Annotated in this window: 19 protein-coding genes; 16 read left to right on the top strand and 3 right to left on the bottom strand. The window is 45.7% G+C overall.

Annotation, left to right across the window (positions count from 1 at the left end):
- Nucleotides 1–547 precede the first annotated feature (547 nt).
- From QZX97_RS11125 to QZX97_RS11060, 14 genes are all read left to right on the top strand, one after another.
- The gene (locus QZX97_RS11125) at nucleotides 548–2,224 is read left to right on the top strand and encodes a fasciclin domain-containing protein (protein ID WP_295650514.1); all 1,677 of its coding nucleotides are present in this window, start codon (nucleotides 548–550) and stop codon (nucleotides 2,222–2,224) included.
- A gap of 398 nt (nucleotides 2,225–2,622) precedes the next feature.
- Nucleotides 2,623–4,530: a rhamnogalacturonan lyase gene (locus QZX97_RS11120; RefSeq protein WP_295650512.1), complete on the top strand. Its 1,908-nt coding sequence runs from the start codon at nucleotides 2,623–2,625 to the stop codon at nucleotides 4,528–4,530.
- Nucleotides 4,531–4,555: 25 nt separating this feature from the next.
- Nucleotides 4,556–6,877 (top strand): glycoside hydrolase family 2 TIM barrel-domain containing protein, encoded by a 2,322-nt coding sequence (locus tag QZX97_RS11115; RefSeq protein WP_295650510.1) that lies wholly within the window; start codon nucleotides 4,556–4,558, stop codon nucleotides 6,875–6,877.
- A gap of 13 nt (nucleotides 6,878–6,890) precedes the next feature.
- Nucleotides 6,891–7,661 carry a rhamnogalacturonan acetylesterase gene (locus QZX97_RS11110; protein WP_295650508.1) on the top strand — a complete coding sequence of 257 codons (771 nt, stop codon included), beginning with the start codon at nucleotides 6,891–6,893 and terminating at the stop codon, nucleotides 7,659–7,661.
- Between the two features lie 5 nt (nucleotides 7,662–7,666).
- On the top strand, nucleotides 7,667–8,470 hold the full coding sequence (locus QZX97_RS11105; RefSeq protein WP_295650505.1) for a GDSL-type esterase/lipase family protein: 804 nt from the start codon (nucleotides 7,667–7,669) through the stop codon (nucleotides 8,468–8,470).
- 34 nt (nucleotides 8,471–8,504) lie between these two features.
- On the top strand, nucleotides 8,505–10,661 hold the full coding sequence (locus QZX97_RS11100; protein ID WP_295664653.1) for a hypothetical protein: 2,157 nt from the start codon (nucleotides 8,505–8,507) through the stop codon (nucleotides 10,659–10,661).
- Between the two features lie 103 nt (nucleotides 10,662–10,764).
- Complete coding sequence (locus QZX97_RS11095; RefSeq protein WP_295650502.1) at nucleotides 10,765–11,931, top strand: glycoside hydrolase family 88 protein; 1,167 nt, start codon at nucleotides 10,765–10,767, stop codon at nucleotides 11,929–11,931.
- Nucleotides 11,932–12,086: 155 nt separating this feature from the next.
- Nucleotides 12,087–13,013: a glycoside hydrolase family 43 protein gene (locus QZX97_RS11090; RefSeq protein WP_295650500.1), complete on the top strand. Its 927-nt coding sequence runs from the start codon at nucleotides 12,087–12,089 to the stop codon at nucleotides 13,011–13,013.
- 239 nt (nucleotides 13,014–13,252) lie between these two features.
- Complete coding sequence (locus QZX97_RS11085) at nucleotides 13,253–13,837, top strand: LUD domain-containing protein (protein ID WP_363152374.1); 585 nt, start codon at nucleotides 13,253–13,255, stop codon at nucleotides 13,835–13,837.
- Between the two features lies 1 nt (nucleotide 13,838).
- Complete coding sequence (locus tag QZX97_RS11080; RefSeq protein WP_295664652.1) at nucleotides 13,839–14,627, top strand: enoyl-CoA hydratase/isomerase family protein; 789 nt, start codon at nucleotides 13,839–13,841, stop codon at nucleotides 14,625–14,627.
- A gap of 130 nt (nucleotides 14,628–14,757) precedes the next feature.
- A complete protein-coding gene (locus tag QZX97_RS11075) occupies nucleotides 14,758–15,177 on the top strand; it encodes a BLUF domain-containing protein (RefSeq protein ID WP_295650493.1) in 420 nt (139 codons plus the stop codon).
- Nucleotides 15,177–15,584, top strand: a complete 408-nt coding sequence (locus tag QZX97_RS11070) for a BLUF domain-containing protein (protein WP_295650491.1) — start codon at nucleotides 15,177–15,179, stop codon at nucleotides 15,582–15,584. The genes QZX97_RS11075 and QZX97_RS11070 overlap by 1 nt, the downstream gene beginning before the upstream one ends.
- 86 nt (nucleotides 15,585–15,670) lie before the next feature.
- Entirely contained in the window at nucleotides 15,671–16,975 is a 1,305-nt protein-coding gene (locus QZX97_RS11065) for an MFS transporter (RefSeq protein ID WP_295650489.1), read from the top strand.
- 1 nt (nucleotide 16,976) lies between these two features.
- Entirely contained in the window at nucleotides 16,977–17,891 is a 915-nt protein-coding gene (locus QZX97_RS11060; protein ID WP_295650487.1) for a DUF72 domain-containing protein, read from the top strand.
- Here QZX97_RS11060 and QZX97_RS11055 read toward each other — a convergent pair.
- Together QZX97_RS11055 and QZX97_RS11050 are read right to left on the bottom strand one after the other, a co-directional pair.
- A complete protein-coding gene (locus QZX97_RS11055; RefSeq protein ID WP_295650485.1) occupies nucleotides 17,888–18,571 on the bottom strand; it encodes a DUF1345 domain-containing protein in 684 nt (227 codons plus the stop codon). The genes QZX97_RS11060 and QZX97_RS11055 overlap by 4 nt on opposite strands.
- 3 nt (nucleotides 18,572–18,574) lie before the next feature.
- Nucleotides 18,575–18,775 (bottom strand): YwbE family protein, encoded by a 201-nt coding sequence (locus tag QZX97_RS11050; protein ID WP_295650483.1) that lies wholly within the window; start codon nucleotides 18,773–18,775, stop codon nucleotides 18,575–18,577.
- 132 nt (nucleotides 18,776–18,907) lie between these two features.
- Between QZX97_RS11050 and QZX97_RS11045 the strand changes: the two genes are divergently transcribed.
- Complete coding sequence (locus QZX97_RS11045; protein ID WP_295650481.1) at nucleotides 18,908–19,363, top strand: DUF1003 domain-containing protein; 456 nt, start codon at nucleotides 18,908–18,910, stop codon at nucleotides 19,361–19,363.
- 2 nt (nucleotides 19,364–19,365) lie between these two features.
- On the opposite strand, the gene argH is transcribed toward QZX97_RS11045, so the two are convergent.
- Nucleotides 19,366–20,700: an argininosuccinate lyase gene (argH, locus tag QZX97_RS11040; RefSeq protein WP_295650480.1), complete on the bottom strand. Its 1,335-nt coding sequence runs from the start codon at nucleotides 20,698–20,700 to the stop codon at nucleotides 19,366–19,368.
- 381 nt (nucleotides 20,701–21,081) lie between these two features.
- Between argH and QZX97_RS11035 the strand changes: the two genes are divergently transcribed.
- A complete protein-coding gene (locus tag QZX97_RS11035) occupies nucleotides 21,082–21,828 on the top strand; it encodes an ROK family protein (RefSeq protein WP_295650478.1) in 747 nt (248 codons plus the stop codon).
- The last annotated feature ends 13 nt before the right edge of the window (nucleotides 21,829–21,841 follow it).

Below are 21,841 nucleotides of genomic sequence, written 5' to 3'. Positions count from 1 at the left end.
CCTGCCGGCGTCAGCACACCACAGGATGCGCGGATGTTGCATATTGGCTAATATGTATATGGCTGAACCGACAATTGCGAATTTATTAATAACAGATTAAACCGGGCTTTTTTAACAATGGCCGCTTTATTTTGGATTTATGCCTTTTCTGAAAAAAAAGAGGCATTTAATCTTAAGGTAATGTTGTTTTTCTGCACGAAATGATTTTGGTAGAAATTACGTTTTTCGCAATTGTGCTGAAATGGCTGTTGTTTTTTAGTGTCGTGTATCATCGTTCAATAAGTAACAATGTTGTTCAAAAAGTGCCTTTTTGATATTTTAAAACATGATTTTGGTAACAATGTTGTTATCGGACAATGATGGAAATAAATAAAAACAGTGTTTCTGATTAAGAAATTAATTCTCTTGATACAAGTCAATCGTGTGCAACAAAACCAATTTATAATAACCAACATCTGCAAAAATCTAACCAATGAAAACAACCCTTCCCAAAATCAAAAACAAACTGGTTTTATTACTATTTGCTTGCTCCGCAATTGTACTTTACATGAGCGGGTGTAAAAAACAAGCATACCCGCCTTTGGTAAACACGCAATTTAACATTACAAGCTATATTGAGAACGACCCCGCCGATTTTTCGCTTTTCGATCAGATATTGCAAAAAACCGGGTACGATGGTTTTTTACAACCCTACGGCGAGTATACCATTTTTGTACCGAACAACAGCGCGGTAACGCTGTACATGAAAAGCAAGGGTAAAACTTCCATCGATCAGTTTAATGTCGATTCGTTGAAAAACCTGGTGCGGTACCATGTGATACAAAATGATACCATTACTACCGACTTGTTTTTCGACGGCAAATTGCGCACACCTACCATGTTGAACCAGTACTTAACAACAGGCGTTGTGAACGTAAGTGGTACATCAAGCTATATTGTAAACGGTCAGGCGCTCATTTTGCATTCGAATATTGCATTGGGTAACGGCATTTTGCATGTGATAGACCACGTGCTGCAACCGGCGACCAATACCATTGCAAAGTTGATAGACCTGAACTCAAAATACACCATTTTTGACCAGGCCTTAAAGGCAACAGGCTTGTACGATACTTTAAATGTGCCGGCCACCTCGGCGGCCAACCCGGCCAGGGCATATTTTACAGTATTTGCAGAGCCCGATTCAGTATACCAAAGTATTGGCATTCCTAATTTCGCGGCATTGCAGCTTAAATACTCGTCGCCGGGAAGCGACCCCTTGCGTAATCCTAATGATGGCCTGTACGACTATATGGCCTACCATATACTGGCCGAGAACAGTTACCTTACCGATATCATTAGTAAACCGTCGCACATATCCATATCACCAGGGCAGGATGTGATATCGGATGTCTTGCAAAACACAACAATCCAGTTGGATTACGACAATATCCTCGGGGTACAATACCCCGGAGCATCGGTGGATAGGCCACATAGCAATATACCTGCAACCAATGGGGTGTTACATTCATTGCTGGGCGATATCTATATCAAGGTATTCCCGCCATCAGAAGTGGATTGGGATTTGGCCGACCAGCCGGAGTTCCGCAAGCAAACATCCATATTCCGTGTAGCGGGTAAAAGCAGTGTTGGCCTGAATAGCCCGATGACCAATATAACTTTTGAAAATGCCGCAGCAACGGTTAATTATTCGTGCCAGCCCGCCAATAATGGCACCTACTATTGGTGGAACGACGTGATTTCGTTAAACAATTTCAGGAATGGGCCGGCTACCCAGATGATTGACATCACCTTTACAAGCCCCATTATTATAAAGGGTAAATATAAAGTGTGGATAAGCTACGGGCACGGTTCGGAAACAGCCGGCGCTCAAATACTTTTTGACGGCAATCCCTTACAAAATGTAATACCGAATTTGAACACTACCTATCTTGGTTTTACAACATCAAATATCAGTGCATCGGGGCCGGTGTTGGAAGCAAACGGCTGGAAACGTTATACAGAAGCACCTTATACAGCAACAGCCAATCAATTTTATAACACGGTAGCGTTGTTTTATTGCGGGATTGTGAATGTGCCAACAACCGACCATCACCAGCTTAAATTGGTGGCTATTGGTGGCGCTGTAGGTACCCCCACAGTTTTTGATATGGTGCAATTTTTGCCTGTTACTCAAAACCAGGAAGAACCAAGGTATTTTAACAGAGACGGCTCAATAGCACAATAGCTTTGTTTCGTTAATAATATATGTAATGCCATTCCGCCACAGCGGAATGGCATTACTGTTTAAAGCAGGACACCACAGGTTGCCCCATTGGCGCATTTGCGGTAAAATAGTTGAATATTAGCAGGTGGCACATCTGTCAATATAAAACCAATTGTAGTTAGTATGCCCTTTTTTAATGCTTTATGACAGTATTTATGCGCTTTTTGTGCCATAACGCCATCGTAAACGGAATGGATGCAGGGATTTCAATAATAGGAATTGACTGTTTGGCGGCATAGCTTATCAATGAGTTTGTATTTTAACCGGGGGTGTTGCGTATTTATGGTGGTTTTTGGGGTAACAATTTTGTTATCCGCACAAAAAAGCCAATAACAAACCTGTACTAAATAATGATGAAAATGAAATTATACAAAGGCCGGATGTTTACAGCGGTAAGAGCGATAGCGATGTCGGCCCTGCTGATGCTGTTGGCCAATGCCGGCTTTGCCCAACGCCAGATGGAGAACCTGGGGCGCGGGGTGGTGGCCATGCGTAAATCGGCCGATTCTGTATTTGTGAGCTGGCGTATGCTGGGCACCGACCCCACTGATATAGGCTTTAACCTCTATCGCAAAACCGGCAGCGCCGAACCCGTAAAACTGAACACCACGCTCATTACAAAAAACACCAATTACACGGATGTAAAGCCCGACTTTACACAAGAGAACGATTACTTTGTAAAACCGGTACTTGGTGGTAAAGAGCTTGGCGCCAGCAAGCCCTGGGTTTTGGCAGCCAACGCGCCTGTGAGGCAGTATGTAAACATCGCTTTAAAAACACCGGCAGGCTATACGCCAAATGATGTATCGCCCGGCGATCTGGACGGTGATGGGGAATACGAACTGGTGATACATATGGCAGGCCGTGGTCGCGATAACTCGCAGGCCGGATTGACAGACCCGCCGATATTGCAGGCCTATAAATTAGACGGAACTTTAATTTGGACCATCCATCTTGGAAAAAACATCCGCGAAGGCGCCCACTACACCCAGTTTTTGGTATACGATTTTGATGGCTGCGGCCACGCCGAAGTAGTCTGCAAAACTGCTGATGGTACTATCGACGGGCAAGGCAAGGTTATTGGCGACTCGACAAAAGATTATGTTGACCGTCAGCCAACGAGTGCCAACGGGCGCCCAAGTGCTACCTACGGACGTATTAATACCGGGCCCGAATATTTGACTGTTTTTGATGGGCTGACCGGCGCGGAATTAGCAACTACCGATTATATCCCCGGTCGTGGCGATTTGGGTGCTTGGGACGGCATAGGCGGCAATGGTGGCCATGACAATTACGGTAACCGCTCCGATCGTTTTTTGGCCTGCGTGGCCTACCTTGATGGCATACACCCAAGTATTGTGATGACGCGCGGCTACTATGGGCGCAGCGTTTTGGCAGCATGGGATTTTCGCGATCATAAAAAACTGACCTCGCGTTGGGTCTTTGATTCCAAAGACGGGCAGAACCCTTTTTCGGGAATGGGTTATCATGGGCTATCGGTTACCGATGTTGATGGCGATGGTAAGGATGAAATTATTTTCGGCTCGATGGTGGTCAATAGCGATGGCACGGGCCGTTTTTCGACAGGTTTGCGCCATGGCGATGCGATACATGTGGGCTATCTTGATCCTGACTATCCTGATAAACTGGTATTCGGTATACACGAAATGGCGGGCGGTACAAAAGGCTGGGGCGCTGCGGTATACAATGCCCGTACCGGCGAAATACTCTTTAAACCAGCCAAAGATGTAGATGTTGGCAGGGGCGTTGCCGAAAGTATTATCCCCGGTGTAAAAGGTGCCCAAATGTGGTGGAATACCGATCCAAACCTGTATGATATTCACGGAAATGTAATGGGCCAAAGGCCAAAACAAATCAACTTTTTGAGTTGGTGGGATGGAGGCTTAACGCGCCAGTTATTGGATGGTAACCAGATCACCAAATTTGGAACGGGTGTGATATTTACCGCAGATGGATGCGTATCGAACAATGGCACCAAGTCTGACCCGGCATTGAGTGCTGATATATTGGGTGATTGGCGCGAGGAGTTAGTAGAACGTACTGCCGACAATCAAAACCTGCGTATTTATACCACGACCATACCAACCGACTATAAAATATACACCCTGATGCACGACCCGCAATATCGCTTAAGTGTTGCATGGCAAAATGTGGGCTATAACCAGCCGCCGCATACCGGTTTTTATTTAGGTTATGGTATGAACCCGCCACCAAGGCCAAACATCGTTTTAGTTAAAAAGAAGTAAATTTGTGAACCACTATAAACCATCAATGATAAAATATTTAAAACGGATTAGCGCGGGCCTGTTGGTGTTAACGGCATGTACAGCGAACGCGCAAACACGTCAAACTATTCTGTTCGACAAAACCTGGTCTTTTGAACAAAGCGATGCCACAGGTGCAGATAAAGTAAACTTCGACGACTCGAAATGGAAGGTGCTGGATGTTCCGCATGACTGGAGCATTTTGGGGCCTTTCAATCAAAATAATACCACAGGCCGGGGCGGAGGTTATTTGCCTGCAGGCATTGGCTGGTACCGCAAGCATTTTACCTTGAACGATGCGGATGCCCCAAAAAGGGTATTTATTTATTTTGATGGCGTAATGGCCAACAGCGATGTTTGGATAAACGGTTACCATTTGGGTAAACGCCCTTACGGTTATATCAGTTTTGAATACGAAATGACCGGGCACTTGAATTTTGGCAGAGGCAAAACCAATGTACTGTCGGTACGTGCCGATAACTCGATACAACCGGCATCACGCTATTATACCGGCGCCGGGATATACCGCCACGTGCATCTCATCATTACCGACCCGGTGCATATTGATAACTGGGGCGTGTTTGTAACCACGCCGCAGGTGAGTGCTGATAAAGCTACCGTACATGTGAAAACAACGGTATTTAATGCTACGCATGATGCTAAAACAGTAACGGTACAAACTGTATTGGTTAGTCCGGATGGTAAAACAGGACCTGTAGCGGACAGCAAACCGGTATCAGTAGAATCAGGGAAAACCACGACTGTTGAACAGGACATCGCGGTAAGCAAACCTGATTTGTGGGATGTAAATCACCCGGCACTTTATAAAGCCATCAGTAACATAAAAACCGATAAGGTTGTTGACGAACAAATTACCACTTTCGGTATCCGCGATGCCAAGTTTACTGCCGACCAGGGCTTTGTGCTGAATGGTAAAAAAGTAATGATAAAAGGCGTTTGTTTACACCATGACGGAGGGGCCGTTGGCGCCGCGGTACCTTTGCGCGTTTGGGAACGGAGGTTGCAGTTGTTAAAGGATATTGGTGTGAATGGTATCCGTACCTCGCATAACCCGGTTGCACCTGAGTTTTTGGACCTGTGCGATAAAATGGGCTTTTTGGTGATGGACGAGAACCTGGATACCTGGGAGGCCGCCAAGCAGCATGCCGAAAATGGTTATGGTCGTTTATTTAAAGAATGGGGTATTATTGATACCCGCGACCAGGTATTGCGCGACCGCAACCACCCTTCAGTGGTGATATACAGCGTAGGAAACGAGATACACGATGGTCTGAACGATTCGACCGGGTTTAGAAAATACGCCGACCTGCAAAATACGATCCATCAGTACGATGGGACAAGGCCGGTTACCATGGCGCTGTTCCGCCCGAATGTATCGAAAGTGTACAGCAATGGTTTTGTGGAAAAGATGGATGTGGTAGGTCAAAACTATCGCGAAAATGAATTGACTGCCGAGCACGAGGCACATCCCAACCTGAAGGTGATAGGTACCGAGAACGGGCACACCCAACAGGCGTGGTTGGCTTTGCGCGACCATCAATATATGTCGGGCCAGTTTTTATGGACCGGTATTGATTATTTGGGAGAAGCCGATTGGCCAAATGTGGTAAACGGACAAGGCTTGTTAGACCATACCGGCGGCACAAGGCCATTAGCTATGCAACGTGAAAGCTGGTGGAGCGATAAACCGGTGGTGCACATCGTGCGCAAGCAGGAAAATGCCGGCGTAGGCCCCGTAGTTGCCGACTGGACACCTGCTGATTTTGACACCTACGATGATGCACGAGTGCTGATATATACCAATTGCGATGAAGTGGAGTTGTTTTTAAACGATAAATCGTTAGGGGTAAAACCAAAGAACGCGAACGACCAGCCGGTTGATTTTACCGTAACCTATGCCAAAGGCACCATCAGGGCCGTAGGGCGAAACAAGGGCAAAGAAGTAACATCCGAAGAGTTGAAAACAGCGGGCGAACCTGCAAAAATTGTACTTTCGGCAGATAAGGGAAGCATTGCCAACAGTTGGGACGATGTGAGCTATGTAACCGCTACGGTTGTTGACGCGAACGGTGTGCCTTGCCCGCTGGCGGATAAGATACTGACCTTTAGCGCCACAGGTGCGGGCGTGGTAGCCTTTACCGATAATGCCGACCTGGGTACACAGGAAACTTTTACATCGCCGGTAAGGCATAGCTATCATGGCAAAGCCATCGGTGTCATTAAAGCCAACGCGGCATCGGGTACCATCACAGTAAAGGTAACATCGCCGGGCTTGGCTGACGGGAACCTAACCATAAACGTAAAATAGAAAATCCATAAAAATGAAAAAATACATAGCCTTAGCACTTTTCGCAGTCGCGGTAATCGCTGCTGCTTTCAAAATTCAGCAAAAGCCAACTTTGTACATGATCGGCGATTCGACTATGCACAATAACGATAAAGACCTTTGGGGCTGGGGAACAACAATAAAAGACTTTTTGGATACCACAAAAATTAATGAAGTGAACGCTGCTACTGCCGGCCGCAGCACCCGTACCTTTGTAAAAGAAGGCCGTTGGGATAAAGTAGTGTCGGCGTTAAAACCAGGAGATTTTGTAATTATGGCTTTTGGTCATAACGAAGGCGGCAAACCAGATACCAACAAAGCGGGTAATCGCGGTGTTTTAAGAGGCATAGGCGAGGATTCGGTGGTATTAAACTATTCGAATGGTACAAAAGAAGTTGTGCACACCTATGGCTGGTATTTCCGCAAGTTTATCAGGGAAGCAAAAGCGAAAGGCGCCACGCCAATTGTGGTGTCGATGATACCACGAAGGGAGTGGGACAAAGTTACCGGGAAGATCATCTTAGCCGATAAAGACTACGGCTTGTGGGCCAAACAGGTGGCCGACCAAGAAGGCGTTGCCTTTGTTGATTTGAACGGTATTACCGCCGCGAAATATGACCAGATGACGCATGACCAGGTATTCGCTTTGTTTGGCACCGACCATACGCACACCAATAAAGCGGGTGCTATCATCAACGCGCAATCGTTTGTTGACGGCCTGAAACAGCAACCTAATGTTGCGCTCAACAATTACTTAAAACAATAAAAGATATGAAAATTAAAATAGCGTTAACAACCATAGTTGCAGGTTTTTGCCTGTTTTGTTCATTTGTATTGTTCCAGGATAAACCAACCTTTTATTTGGTTGGCGACTCGACAGTAAAGAACGGGCAGGACGACGGGCAGCGTAAAGGTCCGCAGGGCCAGTGGGGCTGGGGGCATTATATCCATGAGTATTTTGATTCGACTAAGATAAATGTAGAGAACGATGCCCTTGGCGGGACAAGCAGCCGTACATTTTACAACAACCCCAAACTTTGGCCTAAGGTAATTGCTAAAATTAAAGCAGGCGATTACCTGATTATCCAGTTTGGCACCAATGATGCCAGCCCGATAAACGATAGTACACGCGCTCGTGGCACCATCCGAAACAACAGCGACAGCGTGGTGCATATCACCAATATGTTGACCCACCAGCCTGAAGATGTACACAGCTACGGCTGGTACGTACGCCAGTTTGTTAACGAAGCCAAAGCAAAAGGTGCAACAGCGATTGTTTGTCCGCCGGTGCCGCGTAACAGTTGGAAGGACGGCAAAATAAACCGCAATGCCGATACCTGGGGCCTTTGGGCTTCGCAGGCAGCCGCGCAGGCGGGGGCTTATTTTATTGACCTGAACAAAATTATTTGCGACCAATACGACCAGGAAGGCGAAGAGCATGTAAAAGCTACCTATTACGGCGCCGATGCCACGCATACCATTGAGGCCGGGGCCAAAGCAAGTTCAGCTTGTGTTATACGAGGCATAAAAGCTATACCCGACCTGAAACTGAATGATTATTTGTTGAACAAGTAATAGCTTTTGTTTTAATTTCGGGGCAACCAACTAAATGATGAAGAAAGCCTCTTGCTGCTTAGTCGCGATATTATGTTTAGGGTTCAATAGCTACGCCCAAAAAACGGCAACAAAAATTGACCGCAAAGCTGTGGTTGAGTGCCATAAAGTGCTCAATACCGAAGCCGACCCGCTATCATCCTTAACGGTGGGTAACGGCAGGTTTGCCTTTACGGTGGATGTTACCGGTTTGCAAACTTTCCCGGAATATTATGCCAAAGGTGTTCCGCTGGGTACACAATCGGAGTGGGGATGGCATAGTTTTAAGGATACGGCGGGTTATAAGTTCGAGGAATCGTTAAAAACTTACCATATCAATGGCCGCGATATCAGCTATGGCGTTCAGGTAAAAGAACCTAAACGCGCTAATGATGCCGGTAATTGGTTCAGGGAGAACCCGCACCGTTTACAATTGGGTAATCTGGGGATGGTCATCCTAAAAAAGGACGGAAACGAAGCAACGATAGCCGACATTAAAGACATCCATCAGGAGTTAAACCCCTGGACGGGCGAAATAAAAAGCCATTTTACAGTTGAAGGCGAAACTGTTGATGTACTGACCTACGGGCACCAGGAAAAAGATGCCGTTGCCGCTCAAATTACCTCACCATTGGTTAACGAAGGCCGTTTAAAAATAAGGCTACGCTTTCCATACCCAACTAATGATTTCGCGGACATGGGGGTGAATTATAAGTCAATTGAAAAACATATCTCAGGCATACGTTTTGATAATGAGGGGAGTGCCGGCATCGAACACAAACTGGACGATACCTGGTATTTAACCTTGTTAAAATGGAGCGGGAAAGCCAAGCTAAAAACATGGTTGCCGCACGAATTTATCCTGTCGCCCGAAAGCGCGGGAAATACCTTTGCCGTAACCTGCCAGTTTTTGCATGACCCTATGCTCAGGAAAATTTACTTTATCCCAAGCTTTGCCGATACCAGACTAAGCAGCATTACAGAATGGAAAAACTACTGGATGCGCGGCGGCGCGGTGGACTTTAGCGGCAGTACCGATGAGCGGGCGAAGGAGCTGGAGCGGCGCGTGGTATTATCGCAATACTTGCTCAAAGTACAGGAAGCCGGTGCTTATCCTCCGCAGGAAACGGGCTTAACTTACAACAGCTGGTATGGCAAACCACATCTCGAAATGCATTGGTGGCACGATGTGCATTTCGCCCTTTGGGGCCGCGAAGACCTGCAGGAGCGGAGTATGGGCTGGTATGAAAAGATAAAAGACAAATGCAGGGCGATCGCCGCAAGGCAAGGCTTTAAAGGTATCCGCTGGCCAAAAATGACCGACCCGGATGGAAACGAAAGTCCGTCGTCGGTAGGGGCCTTCCTTATCTGGCAGCAGCCGCATTATATTTATATGGCCGAGCTGGATTACCGGGCACATCCCACCAAGGAAACTTTATTGAAGTACAAAGATTTGGTATTTGCCGATGCGGAGTTTATGGCATCGTACGCTTATTTTGATAAGGCGACCAACAGATATGTACTGGGGCCGGGCTTGATTCCTTCGCAGGAGGTGCACAACCAGGCTACTACCATTAACCCCCCTTACGAACTGACCTATTGGAACTGGGCATTAGGCATCGCGCAAAAATGGCGGGAGCGTTTGGGTATGAGTCGTGATGAAAAATGGGACGATGTGATGGGCAAACTTTCGGTATTACCGCAGAAAAATGGGGTTTATCTGGAGGCTGAAAGCGCGCCGGATTCGTATACCAATCCGAAAGATAAAACGGACCACCCGTCGGTGTTGGCGGCTTATGGCATGATGCCTTACAGCAAAATGATGGATACGACCGTAATGCGCAAAACCTTCGACCTGATTTGGAGCGACTGGACCTGGAGCAAAACCTGGGGCTGGGATTTCCCGATGACGGCTATGACGGCCGCGCGGTTGAATATGCCCGGTAAAGCCATCAATGCCTTGTTTATGAACGTTACCACGAATACCTATTTAAATAACGGGCATAATTATCAGGACGGGCGGCTGACTATTTACCTTCCGGGAAATGGTGGCTTATTAACAGCTGTGGCCATGATGTGCGCCGGATGGGATGGCTGCAAGGTGAAAAACCCGGGCTTCCCGAAGGATGGTACCTGGAAAGTGAAATGGGAAGGTTTGAAGAAAATGCCTTAATTGTAGCAGGATACAACATGATAGTGAATTGTGAAAATAAACTTAACATCGTAACCTAAATAGCTGCCCCGCAGCTAACCAATAAGATAAACCAATTTTAACAATGAGTAACCCATATTTTAACCTGAAAAATACGGCGCTGGCACTGGCAGTAGTGTTTGCTTCGGCTACATTGCATGCGCAGGAAAAGCTGCCCGCCAAGAAGAAGATATTTGCCGATATGGCAACCGCCAATAATTATTTTATGGCCAAATGGCCCGACCCGGGTGCTACAGTAACCGTAAAAAACCCGGCGGGGGTACCCATAACCCGTACCAGCGAACTATGGACACGCGCGGTTTATTATGAAGGATTGATGGCTTTTTATGCGGCTAATCCCGACCAGAAGAACCTGGATTATGCTATCGATTGGAGCGCAAAACATAACTGGACCCCACGCGGCAAAGTGACCACCACCAATGCCGATGATTATTGCTGTGGCCAAACCTACATCGACCTGTATAACCTGGACCCGAAACCGGAACGCATTGCAAATATCAAAACCTGTATTGACCAAATTATAGCCAATGATAATGATGGCGCATGGACATGGGTGGATGCCATACAAATGGGCATGCCGGTATTTGCCAAATTGGGCGCGGTATACAAAGACGACCCGAAGTATTATGACAAAATGTACGCCATGTACAACCATACAAAAACTATTGAAGGCGGCGGTTTATACAATACTACCGAGCATTTATGGTGGAGGGACAAAGCATTTGTGCCACCATACAAAGAGCCTAATGGTGCTAACTGCTATTGGAGCCGTGGCAATGGTTGGGTGTACGCGGCCTTAGTGCGTGTTTTATCGACCATCCCGAAGAACGCGCCCCACCGTGATGAATACCTGCAAACCTTTTTGGAGATGAGCAAGGCGCTTGTTCCACTGCAGCGCGAAGATGGTTACTGGAACTGCAGTTTAATGGACCCCACACATTTTGGAGGTAAAGAATTGACCGGCACCGCTTTGTTTGCGTACGGCATGGCCTGGGGCGTTAATAATGGCGTGTTGGATAAAAAGACTTACCTGCCCGTGGCTACCAAAGCCTGGAACGCAATGGTGCAATACTCGCTGCACCCCGAAGGCTTTTTAGGCTTTGTGCAGGGTACAGGTAAAGAGCCGAAGGACAGTCAGCCGGTATCATATACCAATATCCCCGATTTTGAGGATTATGGTTTGGGATGTTTTTTATTGGCCGGGAGCGAGTTGAGTAAGTTGGCGAAGTAAAGTCAAAATTAAAAAGTCAAAATTCAAAAAATAACGCGTCATTGCGAGCAGTAGCGAAGCAACCTCTGCACATGCAAATCGATGATGCTTGTCGGAGACCTATCGCGAAGAGGTTGCTTCGTGCCTCGCAATGACGTGTTTTAATTGTTTGTATTATGAAAAAGCTTTTTTTATCAGCTATCATCCTGCTTGCCGCGATGACAACCTTCGCGCAGCGGAAAGATGTATATATGTTCTGCTATTTCAAAAATAACGGGCAGGATGGTTTGAATTTGGCCTATAGCGAAGATGGTTACCAGTGGAAAGCGCTGAAAGGTGACAGCTCGTTTTTGAAGCCGATGGTAAGTAAGGATAAACTGATGCGTGACCCTTGTATCATTCGTGGGGCGGATGGTTTGTTCCACATGGTGTGGACGGACAGCTGGACCGACAGGGGCATAGGTTACGCCACTTCGAAGGATTTGGTAAATTGGAGCGAGCAGCAGCAGCTGATGGTGATGGAAAAAGAACCCACCGCGCAAAACTGCTGGGCACCCGAGATCACGTATGACGATGGTACCAAAACGTATATGATTTATTGGGCCACTACCATACCGGGACGCTTCCCCCAGGCGGATACCTCGGCCGAAGGCAAAAAGAACAACCACCGCATTTACTACCAAACCACCAAGGATTTTAAAACATTCAGCGAAAGCAAAGTGCTGTACGACCACGGCTTTAGCACCATTGATGCCACCATTGTGAAGGATGGCGAGCAGTTCATTATGTTCTTTAAAAACGAAACCAAGCTGCCCCCGCAAAAAAACCTGCATATCGCGTATAGCAAAAACCTGACCGGTCCGTATGGCGAACCATCGCCCAAAATAACCGGCGATTACTGGGCAGAGGGGCCAACCACGTTAAAAATAGGCGACAAATGGATCGTTTATTTTGATAAATATACCCAACACAAATACGGCGCGGTTACCTCCACCGACCTGGTAAACTGGACCGATGTATCCGACCAAATAAAGCTACCATCGGGCATACGCCACGGTACCATATTTAAGATTACCGAAAAGGAGTTTGAGGCGATACGCTGATGTGCAAATGGGCATATTTGCAGATGCGCAAATGCTTAAATGTGGACTATTTTTGCTATATTGTGTGAAATGACGATGTTATGTCTTAATGTTTTGAGGCAGCCGTGGCCTTGATTTAAAGCACCCATAAATACCCATTTGTCAGAGGTATTCAATTCGCACATTTGCCCATATACACATTTGCATATTGTAAATAATTATTTGCAATTTTAACTTTTTAATTAATTATATAACATTTGATGAGCAGAGAGAAAATTTTGGCGGCTGTAGCCATGAACCAACCCGCAACCATGCCCCTCCCGGATATCAGTTTTTTAAAAGGTGATTTTGAAAATGCTGCCGAAAACTTTACCACTACATTAACCAATATTGGCGGGCGGGTGTTTAACGTTGCCAATTTTGCTGAAATAAAAACGCTCATTAATAAGCACTTCGATACCAATAAACGTTTGGTTAGTACTTTGGGCGAGTTGAGCGATATTGCCGAGCTCAATAAAGGTGAAGCTATTGACCCGCATACTTTAGAGGATATTGAATTGACCATCATAAAAGCCCATTTTGCCGTCGCCGAAAACGGTGCCGTATGGGTTACTGATGAGGTAATGGGCCAGCGGGTGTTACCGTTTATCTGTCAGCACCTTGCGGTAGTAGTAAATGCCGATAGCGTTGTGCCTACCATGCACGAAGCTTATCAAAAAATAGGTAGCGGTGTTTATGGTTTCGGCACTTTTATAGCAGGGCCATCCAAAACCGCCGACATTGAACAATCGTTGGTATTAGGGGCGCATGGCCCGCGTAGTATGACCATTTTTTTATTGGGATAACATGCTTGATCTATTTAAAACAAAAGAAGCTTATGTGAGCAGTGATACCGACCATTTTGGTATCACCACTATCGCTTTCTATCATCCTGCCCAAAATTCGCTGCCTTTGGATTTGTTGCATAAGCTGACCGAAGCCATTAATGTGGCAGGCAGTAACAGTGAAACCCGGGTTATTGTATTAAAAAGCGATGGTGAACATGCTTTTTGCGCAGGGGCAAGTTTTGACGAGCTGTTACAAATAGAAACCAAAGAGCAGGGCCGCGACTTTTTTATGGGCTTTGCCAATGTGATAAACGAATGCCGTAAATCGCCCAAAATCATCATCGGGCGGGTTTATGGTAAGGTAATAGGCGGTGGGGTAGGCATAGCCGCGGCATGCGATTATTGTTTTGCCACCCAAAATGCCGAAATTAAACAGAGCGAACTCAGCATAGGCATCGGTCCGTTGGTTGTAGGCCCGGCAGTTATCCGTAAAATAGGGTTGAACGCGTTTTCGAGGCTATCGCTCAACGCTACCGATTACTACTCGGCGCTTTGGGCCAAAGACAAGGGCTTATACGCTGAAGTATATGAGCGTAGAAAAGATATGGACAAAGCCGTTGGGGCCATGGCTATGAAAATAGCCGGCTGGAATCCTGATGTGTTAGCGGTACATAAACGGACTTTATGGGCCGGTACCGAAGATTGGGATGAACTGCTGGCCGAGCGCGCGGCAATTAACGGCGAACTGGTACTCATGCCCATGACGCAGCATGCAATAAAGAATATAAAAACAGGTGTAAAAAGTTAAGGGTCAGCTTTTTATCTATAAGATAAATTTGGCTGTGGCACTTATAATATCAGATAAAAAGGATAACTATTTCATTATCTCAGGCGTATAAATAACCGATATAATAATCGGTTAACTAAACGTTTGAATGATGAATTATCTGATTTACGTGAGCACAGCTGCAAGACCCTTGAACAATAGCGACCTTGGACAGATACTTTTAGAGAGCAGGAAAAAATATAACATGAAAGGGATTACCGGGATGATGTTATATAGCAATGGTACTATTTTTCAGGCACTGGAGGGTGAAGCCGAACAATTGGAGCAATTGTTTGAAGGCATACAGCATGACGACAGGCAAAAGGGCGTCATCAAACTGAAATCGGGGAAAGAGGCCAGCCGTATGTTTTCGGATTGGTCGATGGGAGTGAAAGCATCCTACAACGACTTCATTACAAAAATATCGGGCTTTGTTGACCCATTGAGATACGATTTTTTAGAAAGTTATAACCCGGACCACCCTGCGGTGAAGCTTTTGCGGTCATTCGCAGAGTATAATTTACAATATTGATGGAATACGTAGTTTACATGAGCACAGCTGTTAGGCCCTTTACAGACGAAGAACTTAAAGGGTTATTAATGCAGAGCCAAAACAACAACAAAAAAAATAACTTAACCGGTATGCTCCTTTATTGTGAAGGGAGCTTTGTGCAATTATTGGAAGGCGAAAAGCAGGATCTGGAAAAAACTTACGAAAAAATATTTGAGGACCCACGGCATAAAGGTATTATCGAAATAGCCCAGGGAACCATAGATAAGCGTAATTTCCCTAAATGGTCGATGGGTTTTAATACACTGTCGCATGTCGATTTTGCACAGTTCGATGCTTTTATAGAGGGGGCAAGTGTCAGCTTGTTTAAATATGGCTCGCATCCGGCACTCACTATCTTGAAAACATTTGCCAAGAGCTATTTCTGATTGGGCAAACAATAGCCGCCATAAAAAATACCCCTGCTTTTAGGCTTTGCCAAATAATAAGCTTATTTTCGGATGGCTTATAAAACATGCAAACAATAGATACTAACCAAGGCACCGGGGCTATGGCTCGCCGTATCAAATCGATTATCGGAGGTTCAATAGGTAATTTGGTGGAGTGGTACGATTGGTATGTATACTCTGCTTTCTCATTATATTTTGCCGCTGTTTTCTTCCCGAAAGGTAGCCAAACCGCGCAGCTGCTCAACACCGCCGGCATATTTGCGGTAGGCTTTTTGATGCGCCCTATTGGTGGCTGGCTGATGGGCACTTATGCCGATAAAAAGGGCCGCAAAGCAGCATTGACCCTTTCTGTATTGCTGATGAGCGCGGGTTCGCTGATGATAGCCATTGTGCCGGGATACGCCAGTATTGGTGTGGCGGCGCCCATTGTTTTGGTATTGGCAAGGATGATACAAGGCCTAAGCGTGGGAGGGGAGTATGGCACCAGCGCCACGTACCTGAGCGAAATGGCAAGCAGCAAACACAGAGGCTTTTACTCGAGCTTTCAATATGTTACCCTGATTATGGGGCAACTGATAGCTATAGGCGTGTTGGTATTATTGCAGCATTTCTTTTTGACTGATAAAGAACTGCATAGCTGGGGATGGCGCATCCCTTTTGCCATAGGTGGCGTGTTGGCTATATCGGCTATGTATTTGCGCCGTAGCTTGGCCGAGACAGAGTCGTTCAATAAAGAAAAGGTAGCGGATTCTAAGCGTGGTACGTTGAGTGCCTTGCTGGAGCATCCAAAAGCCGTTTTGGTGGTAATCGGGCTGACGATTGGCGGTACGGTTGCTTTTTATACGTTTAGCACCTATATCCAAAAATTTTTGGTGAATACATCGGGCTTTAGTAAGAACGACGCTACGCTCATATCGGCATTAACACTGTTTCTGTTTATGTTGTTGCAACCCGTGTTCGGGCTGTTATCGGATAAGGTGGGCCGCAAGCCTTTGCTCATTGCCTTTGGTGTGTTGGGCGCGGCAAGTACCATACCGAACATGACCACATTAGGCCATACGCACGACCTGTGGGCCGCTTTTGGCCTGGTGATGCTGGCCTTGCTGATTACCAGTTTGTATACTTCTATCAATGCCGTTGTAAAGGCTGAACTGTTCCCGGTAAATGTTAGGGCCTTGGGTGTGGGTTTGCCTTATGCCATTGCTGTTTCGATATTTGGCGGCAGCGCCGAGTACCTTGCATTATGGTTGAAAGAACAGGGTCATGCCGATTGGTTTTACTGGTATGTTACCGGTTGTATCTTATTATCGCTGGTGGTGTATGCTTTGATGAACGATACGCGCAAATACTCAAAAATGGAGAAAGACTGATATGGAATTTGGAAAAGTTACCGAAGAACAATTGCCCCTGGTGGATTTTACATTGCCACCCGACCCGCAATTGACTATTGACACGCTGAAAGCAGCGACACCTAAAAAGGCTCTGGAAGTGCATGTGGGCTGCGCCAAATGGGGGCGAAAAGAATGGCTGGGGCAGATATATCCCGAAAAGACAAAGGATGCTAATTTTTTGGATGAGTATATAAAGCACTTTGACAGCATTGAACTGAATGCTACCTTTTACCAGGTTTACGGGCCGGCGGCCATTGAAAAATGGAAGATAAAGGCCGAAAAGAACCCGAACTTTAGGTTTTGCCCGAAGTTTCCGCAAAACATCAGCCATATTAAGCGGTTGAAAAACGCGCGGGAAGTAACCACCCAGTTTTACGAAGGTATTATGGCCTTTGGCGAATTGCTTGGCCCCTTGTTTTTACAGTTAGGTGATAACTATACCCCAAAAAGCTTGCCCGATTTGGAGCTTTACTTAAAAGACCTGCCGCGCGATGTGCCGGTTTTTGTAGAGGTGAGGCATAAGGATTGGTTCGCGGTGCCAACTGTAAGGACGGAATTGTTTGATATGCTAAAATCGCTAAACATTGGCGCTGTGATAACCGATGCTACCGGTCGCCGCGATTGCGTGCACATGGAGCTGCCTACGCCGCATGCTTTTATCCGTTTTGTTGGCAACGGCCTGCACCCAACGGACAGGACTCGTATTGACGAATGGGTGCAACGCATTAAACAATGGCAGGGGCAAGGCTTACAATCGCTATGGTTTTTTATGCACCAGCATGATGAAACACATTCGCCGGTGCAATGCGATTATGTGATAGAGCAATTGAACAAGCACCTTGGCATTGATTTGATGCGGCCGAAGTTTATTAATAAGAATGCTGTGTTGTTTTAAGCGAGTAAACCGGACACCACGTTGATGCTCAATGCCACGATGGCCGTATTGAACGCGAACGAAATGAGGGCGTGTATTAATGCGATGCGTCGTATGGTTCGTGATGTAATCTCGACGTCGGAAACCTGGAACGTCATCCCGATAACGAAGGAGAAATAGACAAAATCTACGTAATCTGGGTTCAATTCCTGATCGGGGAAACGCAGGCCGCCAACAACGGCGTCGGGGGCATCATCAGTCTGCGGCGTATAGGTATAAAACATATGGGCGTAGCTCATAGTAAAAACGGTATGCAGCATCCACCACGATACGATAACCGAGCCGATTGACATCAAAATATGATGGGTGGCCTGGGTATGATGCGGATCGTTACTGATGGATTTGAGCAGGAAGATGATAGAGAATAAGCTAACGCATGATGCCGCTACTACAAAAACCAAAATACTGAACCTGCTGGAATCCCTCAAACTGGCAATCTTGCGCATTTCGCGCGGATGGGCGGTTAAAATCACCACCCAGTTTAAAATAATGATGGTCATGGCACAGCTGCCCCAGTTTAGCATAATAAGCGCCGGGATGGAGAATTTGCCATAAGTGAGTACAAATACAATGGCTGTAACTGCCAAAGCGATATAAAGGCGATGCTGCGCATCAAGGCGTATAATAAGGTTTTTTGCCATAGTTTAGTCTTCTTCAATAATTTCGATAACCCGTCCAACTTGCCCGTCTTCCAGGCGCACTTTTATACCACGCGAATGGAACGATGAACTGGTAAGCAGGTCTTTCACCACGCCACGGGTACGTTTGCCGCTGCGCTGGTCTTGCTTCAGTATGATGTCGACTTCAAGGCCGGGGTATATATCGCTTCGGTTTTGTCCGTTCATAGGTTTTGTATCAATACCCAAAAGTAACCATCCTCAAAATTGTTTGGGGCAATATCTTAAAAAACAAATAAAAAATAGTTTAAAACCAAAATTGCTATTTTTATAGGAAAACAAAGCCTTAATTATTTTGATATGGAAGCCAAAGTACCTATTACTATTGAAGAGTTTAAAAAGAAGAGGAATGAAATTTTAAACCACGGATTGAGGAACAACCCTAAGCCATCGTTTTTAGATAAAGTGGCTGTATGGATAACCAACCATGTGGGGAGCATGGGATTCTTCCTGATTATTTTTGTTTGGACTGCAGTTTGGCTGGGTTGGAACATGGCTGCTCCAAAAGATTTACGGTTCGACCCATATCCGGCTTTTGTGTTGTGGCTGTTTATTTCAAACATGATACAGCTGTTTTTGCTGCCTTTGATTATGATCGGGCAGAACGTACAGTCGCGCCATGCCGATTTGCGCGCGGAAATAGATTTTAAGATAAATGCGCAAGCCGAACTGGAGACAGAAACCATCTTAACGCATCTGGAGTATCAAAATACCATGATCATCAAGATATTGGAAGAACTGGAAAAAAAGGCGTAGTGCTATTTCACTAAGTTGCTGATAGCTTGATCTACTTTCTCAAAGTGGAATTGGCCCACAATTTTTTCCATGCCTGCTGCAATTTTATCATTGCCTAAATTACCTATGCTGCCCTCGTGGGTGTGGTTAACTGTTTTGTCGGGGTTAAATTCACCTTTTTCAATAGCCAGGCCAACTTGTTTGTAGGCATCGCGGAAAGGCGTGCCACTCAACACCAGCCGGTTCACTTCTTCCACACTAAACAGGTATGCATATTTGGCATCGTCGAGTATGTTTTGTTTTACTTCGATGTGCTCCAACATAAACCTGGCCATGTGCAGGCAGTTTTTTATATCCGCGAAAGCGGGAAACAATAACTCCTTTAACAATTGTAGTTCACGGTGATAGCCGGATGGTAGGTTAGTGGTCATCATGGCTACATCAGTAGGCAGGGCTTGCAGGCGATTGCAGCGGCCGCGCATAATTTCCCAAACATCAGGGTTCTTTTTATGCGGCATAATGCTCGAACCGGTAGTAAGGTTTTCGGGGTAACTTACAAAAGCGAAGTTTTGGCTCAGGTACAGGCACTGGTCCATAGCCATTTTGGCCAGCGTTGCCGCGATGGACGATAAGGCCTGCGCAATAACCCGTTCGGTTTTGCCGCGCCCCATCTGGGCGTATACTACATTATAGTTCAGACTCTCGAAACCCAACAGTTCGGTAGTAAGCGTACGGTTAAGCGGGAACGACGAGCCATAGCCCGCAGCCGAACCCAATGGGTTTTTATTAGTGATATGGTAAGCAGCCAACACCATTTCCAAATCATCAACCAAACTTTCGGCATAAGCGCCAAACCAAAGGCCAAACGACGATGGCATAGCTATTTGCAAATGCGTATAGCCGGGCAATAACACATCTCTGTGCTTTTCGCTGAGCGAGATGAGCAAGTCGAACAATTGCTGAACCGACGCAACCACCTCCTGCAATTCGTGGCGGAAGAACAATTTAAGGTCAACCAAAACCTGGTCGTTACGTGAACGGCCGCTGTGTATTTTTTTGCCGGCTTCGCCAATGCGCCGCGTAAGCAGCAGTTCAACCTGCGAATGGATATCTTCTACTTCGGCTTCTATCTTAAAATTGCCGGTTTGTATTTCGGCGTATAACTTTTTTAGTTCTTGTTGAACGATGGCCAGGTCGGCGTTATCCAACAAACCAACGCTTGCCAGCATTTTTGTATGCGCCAATGAGCCCAGTACATCAAAAGCGGCCATTTGCTCGTCGAACTCACGGTCGCGGCCTACTGTAAAACTTTCTACCAGTTGATCAACGCTAATCGTTTTTTGCCATAATTTGGTCATGCTACAAAGATGGTATAAATAATTTATTTAGGTAGTTACGATTTTAAAACAATACATTTATGCATTCGATTGCATAAAAATTATTGCCATTTTAAAACATACTGGGCATGGTTTTTTGTAATTATTGTAAAAATTGATGGGAGGAAGGTAAAATGAATTTAAAAATTATAGGTGTTTTAATAATTTACTATAGATTTGTATGCTGATTAATGATTTATGTCATGATCGCGACTGATCTCTTATTGCAAACCGGCCTGTTTGTTATCATACAAACAAGGTCGGCAAAAGGTTATTTTTTTTAACCGTTTATAAACACGAAACAGAGTAGAAGCTTAATTGTAATATAAGATACTGCTTCAGCAGTATAGCAACATCTACAGCATGAAAAAAACCTTGGCGGGAGAGCGGATACTATCCATTGATGTTGGAGGATCCCATGTAAAATCGGTCATTTTGAACCAGGAAGGAGCGATGCAGATGGATTACAAAAAAATAGCAACTCCTCCCAATCCTACGCCACAGCAATTGATCGATACCATAAAAACTTTGATAAAGGATTTTCCGGCATACGATAATATTTCGGTGGGTTTTCCGGGCTATGTTAAAAAAGGTGTTGTGTATACAGCACCCAATTTGGGTACCGATGCCTGGAAGGGTTTTGATTTGGCCGGCGCTTTAACCAAAGAACTTGGCAAACCTGCTATGGTAGTTAACGATGCCGACATGCAAGGTTTGGGCGTGGTTGACGGCAAAGGTTTTGAGATTGTAGTAACACTGGGCACGGGTTTTGGTACAGCTTTGCTTAACGATGGCGTGCTATTACCCCATTTGGAATTGGCCCATTTGCCCATCACTAAAAGCAAAACTTACGATGTTTACATAGGCGAGAAGGCTTTGGAAAAAGAAGGCGTAGCCAAATGGAATGAACGGGTAAAACAGGTCTTTAGCATTTATAAAACCGTGTTCAATTACGACAAACTATATATCGGCGGCGGCAACGCTTCTAAAATTAAATTTCCGTTGGATAGCAATATGGTCATCGTATCAAATCGCGATGGGATAAAAGGCGGGGCAAGGCTTTGGCAGGTTGATGAAAGACATGAACTGATCACCTCGAAACCGGAATAAAAATCTAACACAT

The organism is uncultured Mucilaginibacter sp. (assembly GCF_903893715.1).
Taxonomy (GTDB): domain Bacteria; phylum Bacteroidota; class Bacteroidia; order Sphingobacteriales; family Sphingobacteriaceae; genus Mucilaginibacter.
Note: the sequence above shows the minus strand (reverse complement) of the source record. Positions and strands in the feature narration are given on the sequence as shown.

Bases quoted from the DNA above. Each gene is read 5' to 3' on its own strand.
- QZX97_RS11125 (WP_295650514.1), top strand. From the start codon at position 548: ATGAGCGGGTGTAAAAAACAAGCATACCCGCCTTTGGTAAACACGCAA.
- QZX97_RS11120 (WP_295650512.1), top strand. From the start codon at position 2,623: ATGAAATTATACAAAGGCCGGATGTTTACAGCGGTAAGAGCGATAGCG.
- QZX97_RS11115 (WP_295650510.1), top strand. From the start codon at position 4,556: ATGATAAAATATTTAAAACGGATTAGCGCGGGCCTGTTGGTGTTAACG.
- QZX97_RS11110 (WP_295650508.1), top strand. From the start codon at position 6,891: ATGAAAAAATACATAGCCTTAGCACTTTTCGCAGTCGCGGTAATCGCT.
- QZX97_RS11105 (WP_295650505.1), top strand. From the start codon at position 7,667: ATGAAAATTAAAATAGCGTTAACAACCATAGTTGCAGGTTTTTGCCTG.
- QZX97_RS11100 (WP_295664653.1), top strand. From the start codon at position 8,505: ATGATGAAGAAAGCCTCTTGCTGCTTAGTCGCGATATTATGTTTAGGG.
- QZX97_RS11095 (WP_295650502.1), top strand. From the start codon at position 10,765: ATGAGTAACCCATATTTTAACCTGAAAAATACGGCGCTGGCACTGGCA.
- QZX97_RS11090 (WP_295650500.1), top strand. From the start codon at position 12,087: ATGAAAAAGCTTTTTTTATCAGCTATCATCCTGCTTGCCGCGATGACA.
- QZX97_RS11085 (WP_363152374.1), top strand. From the start codon at position 13,253: ATGAGCAGAGAGAAAATTTTGGCGGCTGTAGCCATGAACCAACCCGCA.
- QZX97_RS11080 (WP_295664652.1), top strand. From the start codon at position 13,839: ATGCTTGATCTATTTAAAACAAAAGAAGCTTATGTGAGCAGTGATACC.
- QZX97_RS11075 (WP_295650493.1), top strand. From the start codon at position 14,758: ATGAATTATCTGATTTACGTGAGCACAGCTGCAAGACCCTTGAACAAT.
- QZX97_RS11070 (WP_295650491.1), top strand. From the start codon at position 15,177: ATGGAATACGTAGTTTACATGAGCACAGCTGTTAGGCCCTTTACAGAC.
- QZX97_RS11065 (WP_295650489.1), top strand. From the start codon at position 15,671: ATGCAAACAATAGATACTAACCAAGGCACCGGGGCTATGGCTCGCCGT.
- QZX97_RS11060 (WP_295650487.1), top strand. From the start codon at position 16,977: ATGGAATTTGGAAAAGTTACCGAAGAACAATTGCCCCTGGTGGATTTT.
- QZX97_RS11055 (WP_295650485.1), bottom strand. From the start codon at position 18,571: ATGGCAAAAAACCTTATTATACGCCTTGATGCGCAGCATCGCCTTTAT.
- QZX97_RS11050 (WP_295650483.1), bottom strand. From the start codon at position 18,775: ATGAACGGACAAAACCGAAGCGATATATACCCCGGCCTTGAAGTCGAC.
- QZX97_RS11045 (WP_295650481.1), top strand. From the start codon at position 18,908: ATGGAAGCCAAAGTACCTATTACTATTGAAGAGTTTAAAAAGAAGAGG.
- argH (WP_295650480.1), bottom strand. From the start codon at position 20,700: ATGACCAAATTATGGCAAAAAACGATTAGCGTTGATCAACTGGTAGAA.
- QZX97_RS11035 (WP_295650478.1), top strand. From the start codon at position 21,082: ATGAAAAAAACCTTGGCGGGAGAGCGGATACTATCCATTGATGTTGGA.